Raw genomic sequence first — 20,365 nt, forward strand, 5'->3', positions numbered from 1 at the left:
CGCGGCAGTCGCTACCAGAGTGAGAGCGGACGTCCTGCAGCTTCGGCCGCAGCTATGCGCTCTTCGACCGTGGCGACGTCCACGTTCTGCTCGATCCCCATACGGATCGCGGCGGCGATGGCGCGAGTGCGTCCTGCGGGTCCTCGAACGTCGGCGAGAGGGCTGGCGATGTTGCGTCGCCGAAGCTCGTATTCGCTGCGGTTGCTGCGATTGGTTCCCAACCGCATGTGTGCCGGGTTGGTGCAGCCGGCGAAGTCGCATTGATGACACAGCACCGCGTCGTCGGTGTTGGACCAGCCCAACCTCGCAATGACGCCGTATTCGAGCTGGTAGGCGAACAAGTGCGCCGGCACGGTCCCGCGCCGCGACGGCCCGGGCAGGCTCGCCGCCCGAAACGAACCATGCCCGGTCGAGGACACCCCGCCGATCCACGGCCAGCACTGCTCTCGCCGGCGGTAACGCTTGGACTCGAACCGACAAACGACGGCAGGATCGTCGAGCCAAGACCGCCACTGGCGCTCGGGAATGCGTACAGGCTGCGGCTGCCCGATCAACGTCATCTGGAACGCCGGTGGCGCGGGGATGTTGTCGGGCATGCCGGGCAGCGGCGATGGAGCATCGTTGACGTACGTCATCGCCTGCTCCTGACACTCGATCCGGACTGTTACCCGAGCCGACTGTAGGGGCGTGCACCGACAGGCTCTGTCCCGCAGTGGCATCGGATGGAGGCCGGTAACAGTCCCAGCGAGAGATGACGGTATCCAGCAGACTCGCTGAACGGCACCCACCGAGTCAAAGGCAGCGTCGAAGGCGGAGGTCAGCAGCGGTAGTCATGAAGTTTTGCTCAGCCGGAATTGGCAGATGATCGACAAACGGGAAAAGCAAGGACGTGACCACATCGGGTTCCCGCAGTCAGTCCGACCAGGTTTTCCTGGACTGCGTTCGGCAGTCCGGTGAGCGCGGATCGGCCGCTGGACAGCGGCCTTTCTCGGTATCGGTGCAGGTCAGAACCAGGATGCTGTTTCAGTGGATAGTTCGAAGCCGTGATCGCCGCCTGCCGTGGTGCATGCCATGCCGCTCCGTCGAGAGATGCAGGTGTATCCGCCGGTGGTGACGGACTGGCCGTACTCCAAGGCGGTGGGGTGTTCGGTAGTGAACACGCCTTGGTTGAAGCACGCGGGCTGGACGCTGTCGGGATGCAGGTAGAAGCCCTTGCTCAATTGTTCGACGGTGAAGGTGGGATTGACGCAGGTTGCTCCGTTCGGAACGGGTGCGTCTCGGGCTTGGCATCCGGAACCGTACTCTCCCTCGGAGATGCGGCACCAGATGTTGCCCGACGGCGATACCCATGTTATTCCGTTTCCGTCGGCGGACAGCACGGCCGGATCGACCGCATGCAGACCCTCACGCGGTTCGGCACTGTCGGTGTTCGTTGCTTGGATGGTCCCTGTATTCGTCATGCTGGTAGTCGTGGGTGTGGCAGGTGGAGGTGAGGGTGCGACGTCATTGCCCGTGGTGGGCATCATCGACGTGTCGATGCCCGGCGGTGCCGCCGATGTGCCCGCTCCGGTTGGACTGTCAGCGGTTGTGCATCCGGCGAGTATCGCCATCGTGGCTGTAGCCGTCGCGACAACGATGGTCGTGGTGCGGGCGGCCGTGGCCAGCCAGTGCCGATTGGGGATGCGGTTGGGTGGAAGCAGTTGTTCGACAACAGTTATGGGGAGTTGCACAGCCTTCTCACTTTCCTGCCGGTGGGTCGATCCGGCCTGCACCGCGCAGGGTGCGCTTTCACTTTCCGTGCCGCGCAGTTAGAGCTTTACGGGGTAGGTGGGGCTGGTGCAGAGTTGATCGGTTGCGGGCAGGTGCCGGTGGATTCTCCGATCGAGTTGATTTCGGCGTTCGAGCGTGGATCGCCGGCGTAGTTGATCTGATCGGTACACCGCCGGTCGTCTTCGATCGGTTGTGGGCAGGTGCCGGTGGATTCTCCGATCGAGTTGATTTCGGCGTTCGAGCGCGGATCGCCGGCGTAGTTGATCTGATCGGTGCATCGCCCCTGCTCGGACCGAATCTCCGGTGTGAGCTGCGCAGGTGAGATCGGCGGGACTGCAGTAGCTGGACCGGGCTGCCCGGACTCGCCGGCACCATTGGGTAGTGCTGTCGGCGCAGAACCGCTCTGAGGTGTCGACGACGACACCGGTGCTGAGGTAGTGGTCGCGGCGGCATCGCTGGTCGTGGACAGATCCGCGCCGTCGGGGTCGGTGCCCGCCGAACACGACACGATCAGCATGAGGGCTGAAGCCGCTACCAGCGTCCCCGCGATTCGGGAGCCGACTCGCAACCGCTGTGTTCGACCTGCAGATCTCGGTACGTGCCGTCGTTCTGCTGTCCGCGTCATGCCCACTGCATCGACGTGCTCGAGGCGGACGTTATCGACCGTAACCGAATCGTGTTGAACGCAGAGCACTTCGAGATCAGATTCTCGGGGTTGTGCGTTGGATTCCAGCAGTTGATGAAGTCCCGGATCTGCACGGCGGTGACCGCCGGGCGGTTCGTCGTCAAGCGAGCGATACCTTCAGGGAGGCTCAAGTTCAAGCAACACCCCACGGTCGCATTTCGTGTGGATGAGCCACTGGCGATCTGATCTGCCGCGGTTATCGGGTTCATCACCACTTGCAGCCGTCGAGGTCTGGACGAGAGTTGTTCATTGGGCACGTGTCCTCGTATTGACGTAGTCGAGGTCCCCTCCGTAGTAGTCGAGCACACGGTGATCCATGATGCGTCGCCACACGGGCGGTATCCAGGCGCAGACGATCATCACCGCGTATCCGGCCGGCAGTTGTGGCGCGGTCGGGGCACTGCGCAACGACTGGTACCGCAGGCGCGGATTCGCGTGATGGTCACTGTGACGTTGCAGTTGATACAAGAACAGGTTGGAGACGAGGTGATCACTGTTCCAACTGTCTTCGGGGCGGGCCTTGATGAAACTTCCGTCCTCGCGGCGAGCCCGCAGGAGCCCGTAATGTTCCAGGTAGTTCGCGGCCTCGAGGAATGAGATCCCCGCGAATGCTTGCAGGAGAAGCCACGGGACGATCTGCCATCCGAACACCGCGATCAAGATCGCGAACATGCCGACGCTGAATGCCCATGCCTGCACAATGTTGTTCCCGCCGCTCCATACCGGTTTCCCCCGGCGGCGCAGGCGCGCTGTTTCGATCCGCCATCCCGATCGCAGGCCCCCTACCACGCTGCGAGGGAGGAACATCCAAAACGATTCCCCGAACCGGGCACTGGCCGGGTCCTGCGGCGTCGCCACCCGGATGTGGTGACCGTGATTGTGCTCGACGTAGAAGTGCCCGTACAACGATTGGGCCAGGACCATTTTCGCCAACCACCGCTCGACGCGCTCGCTCTTGTGGCCGAGTTCGTGGGCGGCATTGATTCCGACACCTGCGACGACCCCGACGGTCATCGCGAGAGCGATTTTCTCTCCCGTCGCCATCGGGGCATGAACCCAGCACCAGCATGCGAACACCAACCCCGCGTACTGCAACGGGAGATACAGGTACGTGCACCACCGGTAGTACCGATCTTCCTGCAAAGCTGGGATAGCGTCTTCGGGCGGGCTGTGACCGTCGTGGCCGACGATCAGGTCGACGATCGGGATGACGAGCACCAGAATCCATGCTCCGGTGGCCCAGAACAGTCCTAGGTGAAGGTGCTCGACAAGCAGCCAGGACAGAAACGGGCTCAGCGGGATCAGCAATCCCAACGGCCACCAGTACCGCTTTCGGTCCCTCCACTGCGGAGTTGTCGGCGCCGCGGAGTCCTCACTGTCAAGGGACAGTAGGAACTGCCCAGGGGCGGTCGTGAGACCTGCCCGCTGACGGTCACGAGAACTGCCCGGTGGTGGCCATGGGATCTGCCCAGTGGGCTTGCGGCCACCACCGACCAGAGCACTCAGCTCAAGGGACTCACCCCTCGGCCGGCGAGTGCCTGGGTAAGTCGCACGGAGTCTCCGCTGGTCTGGCACACGTGGGCGTGGTGCAGTAGCCGGTCGACGGTGGCGGTCGCCAGCGTCTTGGGCATCAGCTCGTCGAACCCGGACGGGTGCAGGTTCGAGCTGATCGCGACCGACCGCTTCTCGTAGGCGGCGTCGACGAGCCGGTAGAGCCCCTCGGCGGCATCCTGGGCGACCGGCAACAGGCCGATGTCGTCGACGACAACGAGATCGGCGCGCAGCACACGGGCGATGGCCTTGGACACCGTGTCGTCGGCACGATGGCGGCGCAGCAGGACCCCGAGGTCTTCCAGGGTGAACCAGGCGACCTTCAACCCGGCCTCGACGGCTTGGTGACCGAGTGCCTCCAGTAGGAACGTCTTCCCGGTCCCCGACGGCCCGCACACGACGAGGTTTTCCCGACGGTGGACCCATTCCAGGGTGCGGAGTGCCTGCTGGGTCGGTGCCGGGATCGAGGATGCCTCGGGCTGCCACGCATCGAACGTCTTCCCGGTCGGGAACCCCGCAGCCGCCCTGCGGGTGGCCAGTGCGGAGCGTTCCCTTCCGGCGACCTCCTCGGCGAACAGAGCCTTGAGCACCTCGGCGGGCTCCCAGCGTTGGGCCTTCGCGGTCGCGACGACCTCCGGTGCGTGGCGACGGATGTGGGGCAGCCGAAGCCGCCGCAAGAGGTCCTCCAACTCGGCCGGCAACGGCGGCGCGGACGCCATCGATGGTGTGGTGGTCTTGGTCGTCATCGGGTCACCTCGTTCCCCTCGCGGCTGTCGTGCTGGCTGTCGTGCTGGCCGAGACGTGCCCATCCGGCGGTGCCCTGGGTCAGCGACCGTTCTTCGCCGGCACGGTGCTCGCCAACAGCGGGTTGCCGGGCGTGGTGGTCGAGGATCGAGGACAGATCGGCCTCGGCGAACCGGCCGTGGACGGCGGCGTGGCCGAGTGCCCAGTCGACCTCGACGGGGTCGAACAGCTTGGCCAGGCTGAGGGCTTCGGCCATCTTGACCCTCATCCGCGGCGTGCCCGCCGCAGCGGCCTCGACCAGCCACAGGCGGGCGCCCTCGCCCAGGTCGAGGAACTCGGCTTCCGCTGGGTTCTTCGCTCGCGGCTGCCGGTTCAACGGACCTTCCGGCTGCGGTGGGAAGTGCTCGTCGTTGATCCTCGGCGTGCCCGGCGTCGCGCGCGCGTGGCGGGCGACCTCGGCGGGTCCGTCCTCGCCGACGTGAACGATGACGACCTCCTCGCCGTCGCCGAGTCCTTGGGCACGAACCCACACCGTGGCGCCGAGCAGGGTGTGTGGCACCGAGTACTGGCCGGACTCGAACATCACCATCGGCGTGTTGCCCGGCACTACCCGGGTGGTGCCGAACGCGACTGTGTGCGGCTGTGTCGGGACCGGGTGTAGCCGTGTCCGCTCTTCGGCCAACATCTCGACCGGTGGCCGCTTCGTGGTCCGGTGAGCCCGGGTGTTGACCTTCTGACAGAACGCCTCACACGCCTCCTCGAGCTCGCTAAACGACGCGTACTCCTCACGCAGGTTGGTGTCCTTGGGCACCAGGTCGGCCTTGCTGATCTTCACCGACGACTCGGTGCCGCCCTTGGACGCCGGATCCGCCGGCACACAGGTGTGGACCACGACCGAGTAGTGCTCGGCGAAGGTGACGAGCTGTCCGTTGCGGACCGGGATCCCGGCGATGTGCTCGGTCGTGACGGTCTTCTCGTTGTCGGTCAGCACGTAGGTCGGCACCCCACCCAACCGGCGGAAGGTCTGGTCCAGCGCGGCGAACACGGACGGCATGGTCTTATCGCGCAGCGCGATCACGACCCGGAACCGCGACCACGCCAGCCACGCCACGAACAGAACCGTCTTGACGCCGTCGACGACAGGTCCGTCGCCGTAGTCGTACTGCAGCCACATCCCCGGCTCGGTGACCCAGGGCCGGTGGACCCGCACATGTCCTGACCGGTATGACTTCTTCACCGATGCGACCGCACGACGGGTGGTGCGCTCCGAACCCTTGTAGCCCATCGCGAGCAGCTTCTCGTGCGCTCTGTCGGCACGGACCTTGCCCTTGGACCGCTCGACCCACTCCTCGACCTTGGGCAGGTACTCATCGATCAACTGCGGCCGAGTCACGGCCTTGTCCAGCTCACCCCCGGCAGCACGGCGGTCCACGTAGTGCTTGACCGTGTGGTGCGAGCATCCGGCCAGCTCGCCGGCATCACGCAACGACCCTGTCAGGTCGTAGGCATCCAGGATTTCCATGATCTCCTCGGCAGACTTCAAGTTGTCCCTCCTCAGGGCGACGGGCGCTTCAGCACCGCCGATCGCACCTGAGGAGGGGCCTCAACCGTCGGAGCCGGTGAGGCAGACGACGTCGTGTCGGGCAGATCCCATGACCGCCACCGGGCAGGTTTCATGTCCGCCAGCGGGCAGTTTCGTGGCCGTCTCCGGGCAGAATTTCATGGCCGCCGACACCTCACCGTTGACCGGTGTCATCGAGATGGTCCGAACGTGGATAGATGAAACAAAATCGTCGCTCTCTGATCGTTAGTTCAACATACGACCTGTGTATCCGATTTCGGTGCAGGAAGTTACACACGTCAGGCAAGGTTTGGGGCAAGGTCCGGCTCGAGCATTGCTGGACACGTTCCCTCGAATCCCAGGCGTCGATCGACACACTGGGGGTGCTTGACGCCGAGGTCGGAAGTAGACCGAGGTGGTGGCACCGGTCGGTACAGGTCCTCGAGTTTCGTTCTCGTTCGACGTCGGCGCTGTCAGTACCGCTGCTGGTTTGACGTACCCCTGCGCTGCGCGATGCGCGCCCGATTCCACCCGCGGGAACCTCGACGCAGCCCGAATGCACCTTCGGGCTGTGGGGAAACAACTGATATGTAGAGAAATTTGTCAAGGGACAGGTGGAAACGGCCTCGGGAACGTCAGTTCCCGAGGCCGTTTCCGTTTCGGTCGACGGATATGAAGAACGGCGGGTGACATGTCGATATTCACGACTCGTGGTCAGACTGATATACGCGGGTTGGCTACCGCAGGACGACTGTTCGGCAGGAACGGTGCTGCTGCTCTAGGGTCGGGCGTCACAATCGGTTCCGATTTCGGATTCTGTTGCTGCCCATAGTTGTTTTCGCAGATCGTTCCTCACGCTGCCATCACGCCCTTGGATTGTCTATCGACCGAAATCTAGGGGAATCACTAGCTCAGGGCTGGTCGTCGACGACCGCCAACGACCAGCACCACCCCGCAAGTTCTCGGGCGACGGCGACATTGGCGACCACCGGACGCTTCTTACGAGCGGTGAACTGCTCCCACCGATGATGCAGGCGGTGGTTGCCGGCGTGGCCACGCGCACGCGCTGCCGGTGACGCCTTCTCCCACCGGGTGCGCATGACCTGCCCAGGATTGCGGTAGATCTTGCGGTGATGCCAGGCCGCCTCGACCAACAACCGTCGCGCGTGACCGTTGCCGGTCTTGGTGATCGATCCCTGCGATCGTGATGTCCCCGAGGAGTATTCACTCGGCACCAACCCGACGTACGAGCCGATCGTGCTCCCTGTGAAGCGTTGCCAGTCGCCGATCTCGACCGCCAACCCGAACCCGGTCAACGTCGAAATTCCGCGCAAACATCCCAGCCGGCGCACCATTGGCGTGTAGGGACTGCTCTCCGCCATCTCTTCGATCGCCGTATCCAGTCGGTCGCGGCGGTCTCGCGTGAGCAGCATCGCCTCGTAGTTCGAGTCGAACGTCGCCTGCAGTGCCGGCTGGTCGAACTTCTGACCACGGAGCCACATGTCGTGCGCGCCGGTCCACGCCGCACCACCGGAATAGACGATGCCCTGCCGCAGAAGAAGTTTCGACAAACGATGTCGGCATCGCATCAAATCCCCGCGAGCATCCTCACGGGCACGGACCAGATCACGGGCCGCCTCCTGTTCCACCGAAGGAACAGTGACCTCGACGATCTCGTCCAGCCGGAGCAACCTTGCCAGATGCAGTGCGTCGCGAGCGTCGGTCTTGACCCGATCTCCCGCAGGTCTCTGTAGTTTTGACGGCGCGACCACCACGCACTCCATACCTGCATGATTAAGGGATCGGCACAGGCCGAATCCGGTCGGTCCAGCCTCGTAGACGACCTTCACCGGGCCCGGCAGCGAACGCAACCAGGCGAGGATTTCGCCGTGATCCGGACATAATCGTTGTTTGAACATGTCGCCGGTCTGACCGTCAATCGCGCATGCCACTACCGAGAGTGCATGCACGTCCAATCCGACACTCGTACGCTGATATATCACCGGGGCCTCCTGCAAATGTAGGCACTACCGATCCAGGCTTCGCCTACTCGGCAACCCACGGCAACTTGCAAGCGAGGCCTCGGCCCAGAACAGGCCGACCTACATACCGTCTAGTCCGCCCGATGCGCTAGGGCGTGTGAAGTCGCACTGACGTGACGGGAGCGTCGGGGAGGGGCGTGTCGTGGTGATGCACGGGTCGGCCGGTGTCGGCGGCACGAAAATCACCGAGGTGCAGATCAACTACGGTTTTGTCTCCCGGCGCTGAATCTCTTCCGCTGGACTGGTTTCCCCGGAGTGCTTGGCTCGCAGCATGGCCGATGTCGAGCCTGCGCCGATCAAGGACCACACGAAAGCTCCCCACCACAAGGACTGACCAGCGCACGAGATTACCCCGACGATGCCGGCCACGAGAATCGGCCAGCAGAGAAGAATGACGAGCCCGTCTCGTGCCTCAATTCGCCTTCGGTCCGGTGCCTTCATGCGACCAAGGGCCTCTCCGTTGGGGTATCGACCCAGTGTCGGCTCGCGTCAATGGAATTCGTATCGAGGTGGGTGAGGGCTCGAAGGTGGGACGCGCGCAAGGTGTAAACGGGTTTACCCGGCTCCTGCCGCCCGGTGTGGGTGGAGGATGCGCCGTTCGTCAGCGCGGCATCCGACCCGTCCGCAGCACACGCAGGCATCGCCTGTTCGTCGACCGTCGATCAGGCAGTGTTCAGTGCGGGTGCAATCGTGGTGAACCACGCCTCGCGCAGTTCGTCTTCGAACAGTGACCAGGTGTGTGCGCCTTCCTCACGCAGCGACACGGTCGCGGGGATGTTCGCGGCGCGTAGAGCATCGACGAATTGGGTGGTGCACTGGAAAATCATTGCTTCGACCGCCATCCCGCCCCACGGCGGCATCGCTCCCGGGGGAATGCGGTCGACGGCGCCGACATTACCGCGGGATGCGGCGACGTAGACGGCTGTGCCGGTGAGCTTGCCTGCGTTCAGGGAAGGATCATGCTCGCGCCAGGCGGGGCTGCCGGGCAGTCCCCACATGTTGAACGGATTGTTCAGCCCGCCGGCGATCATGGCGGAGATCCCCGCGGCAGCGAGTGGACTACTGGGGGCGGGGCAGCCACTCAAGGAGGCTGTCGCTCGGTAGAGGCCGGGTGCTTGGATGGCGAGGTCGAGTGCGGATGCACCGCTCATCGAGAGTCCGGCGACCGCATTGGCGCCCGTTCCACCGAACTGGGCGTCGATGGCAGCGGGGAGCTCCCGAGTCAGATACGTTTGCCAGGTGTTCACACCGAGGACGGGATCAGGCTGTTGCCAATCGGTGTAGAAGCTGAAGCGGCCCCCGACAGGGAGGACGACGGTGACATTCTTGTCGGCGAAGAAGTCGCGGACGGTGGAGTTGTTGATCCATCCGACACCGTCCTCGTTGCCGAGCGCTCCGTTCAGGAGGTACAAGGTAGGGAGCGACCCGCCCCCGGCGGGGCGCAGTACTTCGTTGGAAATGACGCGGTTCATCGACGGCGAAAACACGTCGACGACCGAAAGGGTCTCGGAGACAGTCCGAACACCCACGACAGCGGCAACCGGCTCCGTCGGGTCCGCGTGAGCGGTTACGACGCCCACACTCGACAGGAGGCAGGCACCGAGCAGGACGCCGAGACCGGTCATGACCTTTCGGGCACGAAACCGACCGAGAGGTACCGAATCTGGGATCATGCCCACAGCCTCGCATGCAAGCCCGGCAAATCGGTGCGAACCCGGTGCGCATCTGATTGCAGAAGGGTTGCAATCAGATAACTCGCACTCTCATTCCGTCGGATCGTCGACCCTGCGCCATGCCTGCGATCAAAGATCAGAAGGTCGTGTCCGCAGCGGGAACTTTCCACTTCTTCCACCCGAACACCACCAAGGTCGAGACCGCGGCAAGCGTGAAGACCCAGAGGTAGACGCCGACGGCCGGGATCCGCAGATACTCGGGCGGCACGAACATGAACAGGCCCATTCCGACAAAGCGATCCGTGCCAGGAACGAACGAGGGGCCCCACCAGGTGTGAGACCAGTTCAGGACCGGGAGCAGGAAAACGAACGGCGCCACCCACGCCCAGCGCTTCTTCGACACCATCGCGTAGTGCGCGGCGAGCACGACCAGCGGGACGAACCACACCCAGTGGTGACCCCATGAGAACGGCGAGACAGTGGTCGCAGTCAACCCCGTCATGGTGAGGCCGAGCAATTTCTGGCCGTGCCGGTGAGCAATCCACGCGGCACCGAGTCCGAGGCATACTGCCAGCGCACTGAAGACGAGGACCAGGACCCGCGACGGCGTCGGAGTGTGAGTGAGCTGAGCAATCAGACCGGACACGGACTGGTTGCTCGGAGCATCCGTCGGTCCGACGCGTTCGCTGTCGACAAGAGTGCCGGTCCAGTACTTGTACGCATCGTTGTAGATCACGACGAAACCAATCGCGACGGTCGCCGCGAACGTCACGACGGCCGTCACCAACGCACGCCATTGACGAGTGATGAAGAGGTACGCCCAGAAGAAGGCCGGAGTCAGCTTCACACCCGCGGCAACGCCTGCTCCGATTCCTCGGAGCCGACTCTTCTCGTCCCGACCGAGGTCCCACACGATCAAGAGCAGCAGGAAGATGTTGATCTGCCCGAGCCAGAGCGTCGTACGTATCGGTTCCATGAACAGAAAGATCGTGGTGGCCAACGCACTCACGGCGTACGCCTTCACGTCGAGCCGATAACCGAGGTACTTCCAGCACAACACGATCACTGCGAACAACGCAGCGATGTTCAAACCCGTCCACACGAGGATCGCCTGTTGCAGCGAGAGCACCGCCCACACCGTGAACAGCAAAGCCGCAAACGGGGTGTACGTGAACATCATCCCTTCCAGGACTGGCCCGTCGTACAACGGAAGGCCCTGAACCACAACGCTGCCGCCGTGGCGGTAGACGTCGAGATCGAGGAAGTTGTCGAAGATCCCCCAGTAATGTGCATCCATTGGCACCGCGAACAGAACCATCAGCACGGACGCGACGGCCAGGACACCGAGTACAGAGAATCCGAGAACACCGACACGGAGACTGCGTCGCGGTACCTCAGCTGACGCGGCAGATTCGGCTACGACCGCACCTGAATTCACAGTTTCGGTATCGGAACTGGAACCATCCGAAGCGTTGATCGCGCCCGTCACTGCAACCTCCGGGATTTACACCCTCTGTCGGGAATTTACGATCCGAACGGTACAAGACAACACCTAAAAGTACCGACCAGGCACGCCGTTTCAGGTGACGTTAATCTCCGCGAGAGGTGATCCGGAGTCTGCAGGCAGGATGAAGGCGCCGCTACTACCACTGCGCACATCACCACCGGCCTTCCAGGGACCTCTGCCTGGGCCAAAACAATCCATTTTGACCTTTCGGTCATTCGATCGCTGCATTGACCGCACGGTTGCTGCCGCAGCGTACGACGAGGACTGGTGTCCGACGCACCTCCCGACATGGTCCTGCGTCGTAGTATCGTCGGTGCGCGCCGCCCCGGTGGCGTGCATGGCCCATCTTGTGAGTCTCCTCGGCCGGATGGGTGGGCCACCTGGACTGTGCGCCTGTTCTTTAGTCGGATGTGGGCGCACACGGCCCGCCTGATTGCTACTGACGAGCGATGGGGCGGGCCACTGAAGGACTGCTCGCTTATGCCTGCCAGGCTGAGCGCGCACGGCCCGTCGGCACGACGTTCGGCACCGAAAGTCGGCGGGCCACCACGCTCGCTAACAAGTGGTGTGACATCACTGACCCCACTAGAAGTCCACCGATCAACGCCACGATCAGTACCCCGACGGCGACAGAGACAGTTCTCCGAGTTCCAGGCGGGAGACGGCGACAGTCAGCCCGATATCGGTAGTTGAATGTAGGTCGCCCGGCACACCCGACGCTATGCGGTCAGCTTCGGCGATTGCCCCCCGGGCATCCAAGCGTAGTGAGCTGTCCGGGACCCGTACTTGGCGTAGCGCACGATGCTCTCTTTGCTTGTCGCGGCGATTCGGCCGGTGAGGTACATCCGCCGCGGTGTGTCGTCCCGCCGACACATCTGAAGCAGACCGCCATTCCTTCCGAGACTCAGAGATTGCCCCACGTACCCCATGGAGAATCGTTTCAGCCTGCGCCCCTTGATCGTTCGAACGATGACCTTTGCCGCGTGGGCACCTTGCGGGGTCGCCGTCGCGCACGCGAAACGCGCACCCGGGACAGCGGCGCAGTCCCCGACCACAAAGACCCGAGGGTCGGTGACGCTACGGAGGTACTCGTCCACCACTGCCCGCCCCTCTGCGGTGACGTCCAGTCCGCTGCGAGCTGCGAGATCGGGAACGTCGGCCACGATCGCCCACAACGTCAGATCCGAGTCGACACGGTCGCCAGAGCGCAGAGCGATTGTGCCGCTGCCTCCTCCGCCGGATGTGTCTATGTCGACGACACGGTCCTCGACGATGTCGACCCCCATCCGCGTGAGCTCTGCCCGCACCCGATCCTGCGCGCCAGGGGAGAGACTTGCCCCGATCTTCTCTCCCACGATCCGCACCCGCAGATCCGGACGCGCTTCGGCGACCTCGGAGACAACCTCGATCCCGGTCAGACCGCCGCCGACGACGGTGACCACACTCCCACCGGGTAGTTCGGCCAGTGCGGCCCGCGACTGCTGCGCACCTTCCCACGTCCCGACCGGCACCGTCCCCGCGGGTGCGCGGACCGTGCTTCCGACCGCGAGGAGCAGGTAGTCGAAGTCCAGGCTCGCGCCGTCTTCGAGGGTGAGCGAGCCGTCGCCGATCTTGTTCACGGAGCCGAGAACCGTATGAATCGTCTCTGCCAGCATCGAGGTGAGAGGTGTTGCTGCAGATCCTGTTCCGGCTATCTGTTGGTGGAGCCTGACCCGTTCGACGAAATCGGCACGCGGATTGACCACCGTGAGTTCGGCGTCCGGCAGTTTCTTCGCCAGATGATTGGCCGCGATCGTTCCTGCATATCCGGCGCCTACGACTACGATTTTCATCTTGGGCTCCTCGTTACGTGTGGTGAATGGAATGAATGTCGACATCTCCTGAACGCGGTGTCGACAGGACTTCGTGGTGATATTCGTCCGGGGGCTACGGGTCCCGGGTGTGGTGTGCGCTCAGGACGAAGCTGATGGTTTCGCGGATCTGTTCGAGCGGTGATCGACTGATCGCGGCGAAATTGCCTGCAGTCATGATGATTCCGAGGTAAGCGAAGTACATGACACGCGCACCGCGAGCAGACTCCGTAGGTGTCATACCGATCCCGGAGAGCACCGCGCCGAGTTCGGCGACCAGCGCGACCGCAAGATCTCCGAAGATCTCCGACGTGTGAGTGCCGCGCACGATGATGGAGGTGTACTCCCGCGAAAGTTGGGGATCACGCGCGAAATACGCGAGGAACGGTGCAAACACGCCCATGATGGCGTCTGCAGCCTCCTCCGGTGACCCGCCGAACGCCTCCGGCTCGCCTCGGGCCTGGTGCACAGCCGCTATCCAGTCGTCGAAGACCGACACCAGCAAACCGTCCTTGTCGCCGACCGCCATGACCGACCCCGTACTCACCCCAGCATCGGCTGCGATCTCCCGAACCGTCGTCGCAGCGAAACCGTGTTCACGAAAGAGTCTCTCCGCCGAAGTCATGACCCTTTGCCGCGTCGCATCACGGGCAGCCGCACGACCCTGAACCTGTTCACTGAACATGTTCACCATTACATACGATCAACCCACGCTGGTCAACGGGGTCACAAAACTCTCTGCTCGGGTTGTGCGGAGGTATCGGGCATCGAAACGGTGTGATCGTCGAAACGGATTCGCCGATCGAGTAGTTCTACGGATCCGCCGGTATCGCTGCGAAACGTGCACCGTTTGTGGCGGTTGGCGGAAACAGGAGTTCGAGTTCGACTGCCCGCAGTTCGTAGAGCGAAGTCAGCGATGTTTGCAACTCCGTCATTTACAAGGGTCTGATCTGCGCAACGGCCGGCCGGGATCGCCTTCACCGTCCCCGGCATGAACGACCTCATCAGGGGTAGCCGACAGCGTGGGAACACGCCAGGTTCCCCGGATCACCAGTCTGGATACGTCAGTCGAAACAGGAACAGAGGGCCAGTACGCGGACTGATTCGACGGAGATGGCACTGGGCATTGGCCAGTGTTGAAGGAGTAGTCCGCACTTGAGATCGCCGAACACTGAAGAAGGTCTTGCGTTGTGCCCGCCGAGTACGAATGGGAGAGCACTCGACGGGTTCAAGCGGCTCGATTCAGCACAGAACCGGACCACTTCCGAGTGTCCTCTCTTTGCGGTGACCGCGGTGTGCCGGTTTCTTCGAGCGCTTCTCAGTTACGTGAAACTACGAGGTCCGGCCTTGTGCAGGTTCGCACTGTGGACATTGGTGAGGAGTCCTTCCGCAACGATGCGAACCTTCGTGTTCATGTCAGGATGACGGCCGCGTTCATGTCAGGATGACGGCATGGACAGTGCAGAGGTCCCATGTCGATCCTCCGACCCGGATTTGTGGTTCTCGTCGGTCCGCAGCGAACTGTCGACTGCAATAGCGTTGTGCCGCATATGCTCTCACCTTCATCAGTGTTTGACGGGTGCGCTCGACAGGCAGGAAGCGGCTGGGATCTGGGGTGGCCGACATATCGTCGAGGGGAAAATTGCGGCCCTTCCGGGGACGACACGCCGCTACTCCGCCGGACGACTCCGGTTTCATGCCCCTTCGAAATCGCCTTAGAGACCTCCGGACCAAGGGCAGCGTCCTTGTGAAGCACTAAGTCTGGCAACGCCACTAAGGTTGTCCAGGAGTTGCCGGTGAACGCGCTCTACCGGTTCGGTCAGGGGACTGTCCAGGCACCACCACCGGGCTGAATCATCACTGCCGGATAATTCGGCGGCCCGGTCGGCACTGTGACGGCGGCGACCACGATGCCCGACCCTGTCTGGGCCTCGACGCTCGGATATCCGAGGTACGCGATGCCCGCCGCTCCGGTGGAGATGTTTCGCCAGTGAATGAAGACGCAGCAGTAGCGGTCTGCGATGAATCGGGTGACGCCCGGTATCGCCGGATCGGTACTGGCGGTGACGTACATGGCGCCCACAGAAGGGAGGCCGGTCACAGTGACCGATGCCCCCACGACAGGAACGGGGAAGGCGGTGTCGGTCGGTGCGGCAGCGGCAGGTTGTGCGCCGAAGAGCAGCGCGACCCCGATGCCGGCGACGATCGATGTTCGCCGTAAGCCGTGGTGTGATCTCATCGCGTACCCCTGTCTTTGGGATGGGATACCCGGCTTCAGCGCAGTTAACAGAGACGACGACCGGTAGAGGCTGCCACCGACGTGGCGGGCGACTCAGGGCTGCCAACTCACGATCTGGATCCACCTGACCGGCGGCCGGCCACCTTCGGTGTCCTCCGAAATGAACTCCGCTGCGCTCCGTTCTGTGAAAAGCGTTGATTTGTTTTCCTTAACGTCTTTGAGGGGCGGTTTCCGGTTGTTGCTCGTAGGTTCGGAGCTGCCTGGGGACGCTGCGGTATGGCTTATTTGTTTTCGCTGTTCGTATGGCCGGAAGTGAGTGGCCGCCGCGGTGTTCTCGACGACTCGACTGCTTATTGAGAGATGCGACTCGATCGCTGTTTAAGGACACGACAGAGAGGTCGTCCACCCAGGTGCAAGCCCGATCCATGACGGAACGAGAGTGAAAGGGAGCGCTCGTGAGGCAACTATGGGCAGGAATCGATGCAGGCAAAGCGCACCACCACTGTGTGGTGATCGACAGCGAGGGAACGCGATTGCTTTCGCATCGCGTCGCCAACGACGAAACCGAACTCAGCGATTTGATCGACGACGCCCTCTGCCTCTCGGGTGGAGGTGTGGTGACGTGGGCGGTGGATCTCAACAACGGTGGTGCTGCATTGCTGATCGCGCTGATGGCCGAACGAGAGCAACGGTTGCACTACATCCCAGGCCGGGTGGTCCATCACGCCGCTGGTGGCTATCGCGGGGACAGCAAGACCGACGCGAAGGACGCCGCGATTATCGCCGATCAGGCGCGGATGCGCCGCGACCTGCACCCGATGCGGGCCGGCGACGAGATCAGTATCGAACTGGGCATTCTGACCTCGAGGCGTACCGATCTGATGCGAGACCGTACCCGCACCATCAACCGACTCCGTGCACTACTGGGCACCTACTTTCCGGCCCTCGAGCGGGCGTTGGACATCAGCAACGTCAAAGCGACGTTGATCTTGCTCTCGGGCTATCAGACGCCGGACGGGATCCGCAGGCTCGGCCAGGCACGGTTGCAGGCATGGCTGCGGAAACGTAAGGCCTACAACGCCACCCAGATCGCAGCGAAGGCGATCGCCGCGGCGCAGTCACAACATGTGAGAGTTGCCGGCCAGGACGTAGCAGCGACCACGGTCGCGAAATTAGCGGTGCAGGTCATGAACATCGATGCGGAGATGGCCGAGCTCGATCGTGATATCGAGGAACGGTTCCGCAGTCATCATCATGCGGAGGTGATCGAGTCGATGCCCGGTTTCGGGCCGGTACTCGGGGCGGAAGTGCTCGCCGCCACCGGCGGCGATTTCACCGCATTCGGGACCGCGGACCGATTGGCCGGGATCGCTGGACTTGCCCCGGTACCACGTGATTCGGGTCGGGTGAGCGGAAATCTGCGGCGCCCACGCCGATACGATCGTCGACTGTTGCGGGCGTTCTATCTCTCCGCGCAGTTGAGCGTTCGAAGTTGCGTGCCGTCGCAGACCTACTACGCGCGTAAACGTGCGGAAGGGAAACGGCACACCCAAGCCGTTCTGGCGTTGGCCCGGCGGCGGTTGAATGTGTTGTGGGCGATGCTCCGCGACAACGCGGTCTATCGGCCGGAGCCGACTGTTGCATCGGCCGCCTGAGTAACAGATCCATGCGGAGACGGTGCACAGCCCGAGTCAATCCAAGACGGTGGAAAGCTGCCCGTCCGGGGCGGTGAAGAGTCGACTGCCCAGAGTGGCGATCGCCTCCATGTCGCCGGGGGTTCCCGGTTGCCAGGGCAGCACCAGTCGATCCTTGGCTTTGTCGACGTAACGCGGAATCACGTGCAGGTGGAAATGGAACACTGTCTGCCAGGCGTCGGCGCCGCAGCAGTTGAGCAGGTTCACCCCGTCTGCACCGAATTCCGCGACCGCTGCCTTCGCGATTCGCTGCGCGGCCAGAGTGACATCGGTCAGGTCCTCGGCCGGGATCTCGAACAGATCTTTACTGTGCTGCTTGGGAATAACCAGTATGTGACCGTCCGAGCCCGGATTGATGTCCATGAAGGCATACGTCGTCTCGTCCTCGGCCACTTTCACGCTCGGGACTGTGCCGGCAACGATGCCGCAGAACAGGCAATGATCGCTCATGGCCACGGAGTTTAGCCTCAGCAACATGGGCGCGGCCCTCTCAACCGCAGTTTGGGCCGTAGATCAGACCGCACTGCGGGCGTCACTGGGATGAGCTGATTTCAGTTCTGGCTATCCGGTCCACGCGATGCGTGTCCAGTTGGAGCGACTCGGTCACGGGGTGTGAGAGTTGGCTTGCAACACACACTGCCTGAGTCGCCAGGTGCGGTCAGGTTCCCATTCGAGCGCTCCGTTGTCTGTCGTCCAGTACCAGCCGTCGTGGAACGCTTTCGAGGTGGTCAGGCTGTCGGCGAGATCGGTCAGCATGGCGCTGATCGAGACCCACTGTGGTCCAGGCTCGTCCGCTCCCGTCTTATCGAATTCGGTCACGCAGCCGTGCATGGGTCCAGGTCGGGTGTCAACGCACAAAAAGTTGCTGTCGAGTCCCGCGAAGGGGACGAAAGCCGGAATGAAGGTGTCGGCTTGAAATCCAGCCTCGGCAGGCGCGTCAACAGGCCCACCGCCGTACAAGCGAGCACTCTCGTCCCAAATCCGAGTCGATGACTCCCAATGCCAGATGGCATCGTCCAACGTGAGAAACGCGAAACGGTGGAGCAACCCCAGCAACCGGTCGTCGGAAACTCCGTCGACCAAGGTGTAAAGCTCGATCAACTCGGCCGGCCAACTTTGTCCCGTCTTCGCCATCGCGGCATCGACACTGTCGCGGTCGGCTCCAGTGATCGTCGTGCCGGGAAAGTGGACTCGCAGCCAATCGGAGATCCGGCTCCACTGATCACGAACCGAACCCGCCGTCGTTGAATGCACGGCGCTTCGCGCGTGCGAAGAACCCTCGATCATCGCCTCGACAGCAGCGCGGCGCTGTGCGTTCTCTTCCTCGGTGACACACCTGCGGATATCGGCTTCGAGTTCAGCGCGGTCAAGACTCTGATCGCCGAATCCTGGCACACGGGCATGTGCGCTTCCCAAGGACACCCAGATCATCGGCCGCGATCCGTCCTCGGACACAGCCAACTGCACGCCTTCCTCGGCGATCTGCGCGATCGCAGCATCATCACCAACGACGTAACCATCGCGTAGGAGAACCTCGCCGGAACCCGAGCCTGGCCGAGCAACCGCCCAATAGGTCACGGAGCACTCTCTTTCATCTTCATCCGATGCTGGAAATCGATTATTCGTTCTGAGAGATTGTCTCAGTCAAGCGGGGCGACACGGTCAGGCACCTTTTCGTTACTAGTAGCGGACGCGTTCGGGGCATTTGCCCCGCGCCGCGTGCCGCGCCGGAGATGGGAACGGCCTTCGGCCGTGCTTGACAAAAGCTATTGAGATTCACTTCTGGCTTTCCGATTCTCGTCGGCGGTGACCTGCGCGCAACCCCTGGCGGCGCAAGCGCCGGCCGGTGGCTCCGAGAAATTTTCGCCACTCGCACGCTCCCGTCAAAATTTTCTCGGCCCAGGGGTGGCACTCCGGCCCCCTCATGCCGACGCGATTCTCCTTTGCCAGAAGGCGAAAAAAATTGGCGGGGCACCAGGCCCGGTCACTGTCACAGCAAGGGGAACGATATGCAGAACATCCGTTTGAGGACCGCCACCGACGTCTTGGCCGCAATCCCGGCATTGCTCGGATTCGTCCCCGCCAATTCCGTCGTGATGATCGCGCTCACCGGATCACCGGCAACCCTCGCGTTTGTCGCGCGCACCGATGTCGTCGGTGCCGATGCGGCAGCCGACTACAGCACCGCACTCGAGCAAGCTGCAGTCACGTCCGTTATCTGGGTTGTCGTCGGAGCCGGTCCGGTGGCAGCCGCCGGACTCGATCAGATCGAGGCAGCGCAGCGCGAGCTCGACGGCAGGGGAATCCGCAGCGGCCGCACCCTTGTCGCCGAGTCTCTCGAGGTCGGAGCGGAGTGGTTCGACACCAACGGAGAGGAGAGCGGACGCACCGCCGACCCGACCCTGTCGGAGGTCAGCATGAACCGAATCATGGGCGGACGTCAGACGTCGAGCAGCCGCGCCGAGATCGAAGCCCGTTACCGCGAGGACACGGCCGCCGACATGGACGCAGCCCGCGCCGCCGCAGCCGAGCAGGGCGAGGACTTCGCACGAAACACGATCACGGAAATCGCCGCAGTCGTGCGCAATTTCGAGGTCCCCAGTCTCGACCTCGCCGCCCGCGCCGGATTGTGCGCGGCAGCGGACCCGCACCACCGCGATGCCATGATCGGAATCGTCACGATCAGCCCGCAAGCCGCAGCGGACGCCTTCGGAACCATCGCCGCGCACCTACGCGGAAATTGCCGAGTCCAGGCCCTCACCCTTGCCGGGTTGGCCGCATACGTCGACGGCGACGGAGTCGCCGCCGGAATTGCGTTCGAGGCCGCGAGCGCCATCGGCGTCGACCCCAGCCTCACGACGTTGCTCAAGCTGCTCGACTCGTCCCGCACAGCCGGACTCAAGCCGGAGGCGATCGCCGAACTTGCCACCATCGGCGTCGAGGTGGCGCGCTCGATGGGAATCGACCTCGACACCGAATAGCCGAACGGACAAAAACGCGGCCCCGACTCAACTCGAGAGAGTCGGGGCCGCCCCCGTACGTGGTGGTG

18 protein-coding genes are annotated in these 20,365 nt (G+C 63.2%); 3 read left to right on the plus strand and 15 right to left on the minus strand.

The annotated features are described in order from the left end of the window. Window positions 1-11: 11 nt before the first annotated feature. The 12 genes from M0639_RS29580 to M0639_RS29635 all read right to left on the minus strand — a co-directional run bounded on the left by M0639_RS29580 (window position 12) and on the right by M0639_RS29635 (window position 14,008). On the minus strand, window positions 12-635 hold the full coding sequence (locus tag M0639_RS29580; RefSeq protein ID WP_064075783.1) for a hypothetical protein: 624 nt from the start codon (window positions 633-635) through the stop codon (window positions 12-14). Between the two features lie 369 nt (window positions 636-1,004). Continuing rightward, window positions 1,005-1,730: a DUF6636 domain-containing protein gene (locus M0639_RS29585; RefSeq protein ID WP_064075782.1), complete on the minus strand. Its 726-nt coding sequence runs from the start codon at window positions 1,728-1,730 to the stop codon at window positions 1,005-1,007. A gap of 86 nt (window positions 1,731-1,816) precedes the next feature. After that, the gene (locus M0639_RS29590) at window positions 1,817-2,395 is read right to left on the minus strand and encodes a hypothetical protein (protein ID WP_064075781.1); all 579 of its coding nucleotides are present in this window, start codon (window positions 2,393-2,395) and stop codon (window positions 1,817-1,819) included. A 306-nt stretch (window positions 2,396-2,701) separates the two neighbouring features. Then, entirely contained in the window at window positions 2,702-3,844 is a 1,143-nt protein-coding gene (locus tag M0639_RS29595) for an alkane 1-monooxygenase (protein WP_064075779.1), read from the minus strand. A gap of 113 nt (window positions 3,845-3,957) precedes the next feature. Next, a complete protein-coding gene (istB, locus tag M0639_RS29600; protein WP_183591811.1) occupies window positions 3,958-4,752 on the minus strand; it encodes an IS21-like element helper ATPase IstB in 795 nt (264 codons plus the stop codon). After that, the gene (gene istA / locus M0639_RS29605) at window positions 4,749-6,293 is read right to left on the minus strand and encodes an IS21 family transposase (protein ID WP_064075337.1); all 1,545 of its coding nucleotides are present in this window, start codon (window positions 6,291-6,293) and stop codon (window positions 4,749-4,751) included. The genes istB and istA overlap by 4 nt, the downstream gene beginning before the upstream one ends. A gap of 60 nt (window positions 6,294-6,353) precedes the next feature. Beyond that, window positions 6,354-6,506: a hypothetical protein gene (locus M0639_RS29610; RefSeq protein ID WP_156525083.1), complete on the minus strand. Its 153-nt coding sequence runs from the start codon at window positions 6,504-6,506 to the stop codon at window positions 6,354-6,356. 716 nt (window positions 6,507-7,222) lie between these two features. Then, window positions 7,223-8,311: an IS110 family RNA-guided transposase gene (locus tag M0639_RS29615; protein WP_248671232.1), complete on the minus strand. Its 1,089-nt coding sequence runs from the start codon at window positions 8,309-8,311 to the stop codon at window positions 7,223-7,225. Between the two features lie 704 nt (window positions 8,312-9,015). Then, entirely contained in the window at window positions 9,016-10,026 is a 1,011-nt protein-coding gene (locus M0639_RS29620; protein WP_064075392.1) for an alpha/beta hydrolase, read from the minus strand. 136 nt (window positions 10,027-10,162) lie between these two features. Then, window positions 10,163-11,515, minus strand: coding sequence for a glycosyltransferase 87 family protein (locus M0639_RS29625; RefSeq protein ID WP_064075389.1), 1,353 nt, complete (start codon window positions 11,513-11,515; stop codon window positions 10,163-10,165). A 737-nt stretch (window positions 11,516-12,252) separates the two neighbouring features. Continuing rightward, window positions 12,253-13,365 (minus strand): NAD(P)/FAD-dependent oxidoreductase, encoded by a 1,113-nt coding sequence (locus M0639_RS29630; RefSeq protein WP_064075393.1) that lies wholly within the window; start codon window positions 13,363-13,365, stop codon window positions 12,253-12,255. Between the two features lie 94 nt (window positions 13,366-13,459). Next, window positions 13,460-14,008 carry a TetR/AcrR family transcriptional regulator gene (locus M0639_RS29635; RefSeq protein ID WP_231914969.1) on the minus strand — a complete coding sequence of 183 codons (549 nt, stop codon included), beginning with the start codon at window positions 14,006-14,008 and terminating at the stop codon, window positions 13,460-13,462. 827 nt (window positions 14,009-14,835) lie between these two features. Between M0639_RS29635 and M0639_RS35230 the strand changes: the two genes are divergently transcribed. After that, window positions 14,836-15,102 (plus strand): WhiB family transcriptional regulator, encoded by a 267-nt coding sequence (locus M0639_RS35230; protein ID WP_082893293.1) that lies wholly within the window; start codon window positions 14,836-14,838, stop codon window positions 15,100-15,102. A gap of 100 nt (window positions 15,103-15,202) precedes the next feature. On the opposite strand, the gene M0639_RS29640 is transcribed toward M0639_RS35230, so the two are convergent. Further along, window positions 15,203-15,622 (minus strand): hypothetical protein, encoded by a 420-nt coding sequence (locus M0639_RS29640; protein ID WP_064075391.1) that lies wholly within the window; start codon window positions 15,620-15,622, stop codon window positions 15,203-15,205. A 455-nt stretch (window positions 15,623-16,077) separates the two neighbouring features. Between M0639_RS29640 and M0639_RS29645 the strand changes: the two genes are divergently transcribed. After that, window positions 16,078-17,277, plus strand: a complete 1,200-nt coding sequence (locus M0639_RS29645; RefSeq protein ID WP_196232054.1) for an IS110 family RNA-guided transposase — start codon at window positions 16,078-16,080, stop codon at window positions 17,275-17,277. Between the two features lie 36 nt (window positions 17,278-17,313). On the opposite strand, the gene M0639_RS29650 is transcribed toward M0639_RS29645, so the two are convergent. Together M0639_RS29650 and M0639_RS29655 are read right to left on the minus strand one after the other, a co-directional pair. Beyond that, entirely contained in the window at window positions 17,314-17,766 is a 453-nt protein-coding gene (locus M0639_RS29650) for an HIT family protein (RefSeq protein ID WP_024488120.1), read from the minus strand. Between the two features lie 153 nt (window positions 17,767-17,919). Beyond that, window positions 17,920-18,894, minus strand: coding sequence for an SMI1/KNR4 family protein (locus M0639_RS29655; protein ID WP_024488119.1), 975 nt, complete (start codon window positions 18,892-18,894; stop codon window positions 17,920-17,922). Window positions 18,895-19,325: 431 nt separating this feature from the next. On the opposite strand from M0639_RS29655, the gene M0639_RS29660 reads away from it, so the two are divergent. Further along, window positions 19,326-20,297, plus strand: a complete 972-nt coding sequence (locus tag M0639_RS29660; protein ID WP_064074522.1) for a DUF4192 domain-containing protein — start codon at window positions 19,326-19,328, stop codon at window positions 20,295-20,297. Window positions 20,298-20,365: the final 68 nt, after the last annotated feature.

This window comes from Rhodococcus qingshengii JCM 15477, assembly GCF_023221595.1.
GTDB lineage: Bacteria > Actinomycetota > Actinomycetes > Mycobacteriales > Mycobacteriaceae > Rhodococcus_F > Rhodococcus_F qingshengii.

What these genes read in the sequence shown, in the direction of transcription:
- M0639_RS29630 (WP_064075393.1), bottom strand. Translation starts at nt 13,365, where the DNA reads ATGAAAATCGTAGTCGTAGGCGCCGGATATGCAGGAACGATCGCGGCC.
- M0639_RS29640 (WP_064075391.1), bottom strand. Translation starts at nt 15,622, where the DNA reads ATGAGATCACACCACGGCTTACGGCGAACATCGATCGTCGCCGGCATC.
- M0639_RS35230 (WP_082893293.1), top strand. Translation starts at nt 14,836, where the DNA reads ATGGACAGTGCAGAGGTCCCATGTCGATCCTCCGACCCGGATTTGTGG.
- M0639_RS29620 (WP_064075392.1), bottom strand. Translation starts at nt 10,026, where the DNA reads ATGATCCCAGATTCGGTACCTCTCGGTCGGTTTCGTGCCCGAAAGGTC.
- M0639_RS29650 (WP_024488120.1), bottom strand. Translation starts at nt 17,766, where the DNA reads ATGAGCGATCATTGCCTGTTCTGCGGCATCGTTGCCGGCACAGTCCCG.
- M0639_RS29660 (WP_064074522.1), top strand. Translation starts at nt 19,326, where the DNA reads ATGCAGAACATCCGTTTGAGGACCGCCACCGACGTCTTGGCCGCAATC.
- M0639_RS29610 (WP_156525083.1), bottom strand. Translation starts at nt 6,506, where the DNA reads ATGACACCGGTCAACGGTGAGGTGTCGGCGGCCATGAAATTCTGCCCG.
- M0639_RS29580 (WP_064075783.1), bottom strand. Translation starts at nt 635, where the DNA reads ATGACGTACGTCAACGATGCTCCATCGCCGCTGCCCGGCATGCCCGAC.
- istB (WP_183591811.1), bottom strand. Translation starts at nt 4,752, where the DNA reads ATGACGACCAAGACCACCACACCATCGATGGCGTCCGCGCCGCCGTTG.
- M0639_RS29590 (WP_064075781.1), bottom strand. Translation starts at nt 2,395, where the DNA reads ATGACGCGGACAGCAGAACGACGGCACGTACCGAGATCTGCAGGTCGA.
- M0639_RS29635 (WP_231914969.1), bottom strand. Translation starts at nt 14,008, where the DNA reads ATGACTTCGGCGGAGAGACTCTTTCGTGAACACGGTTTCGCTGCGACG.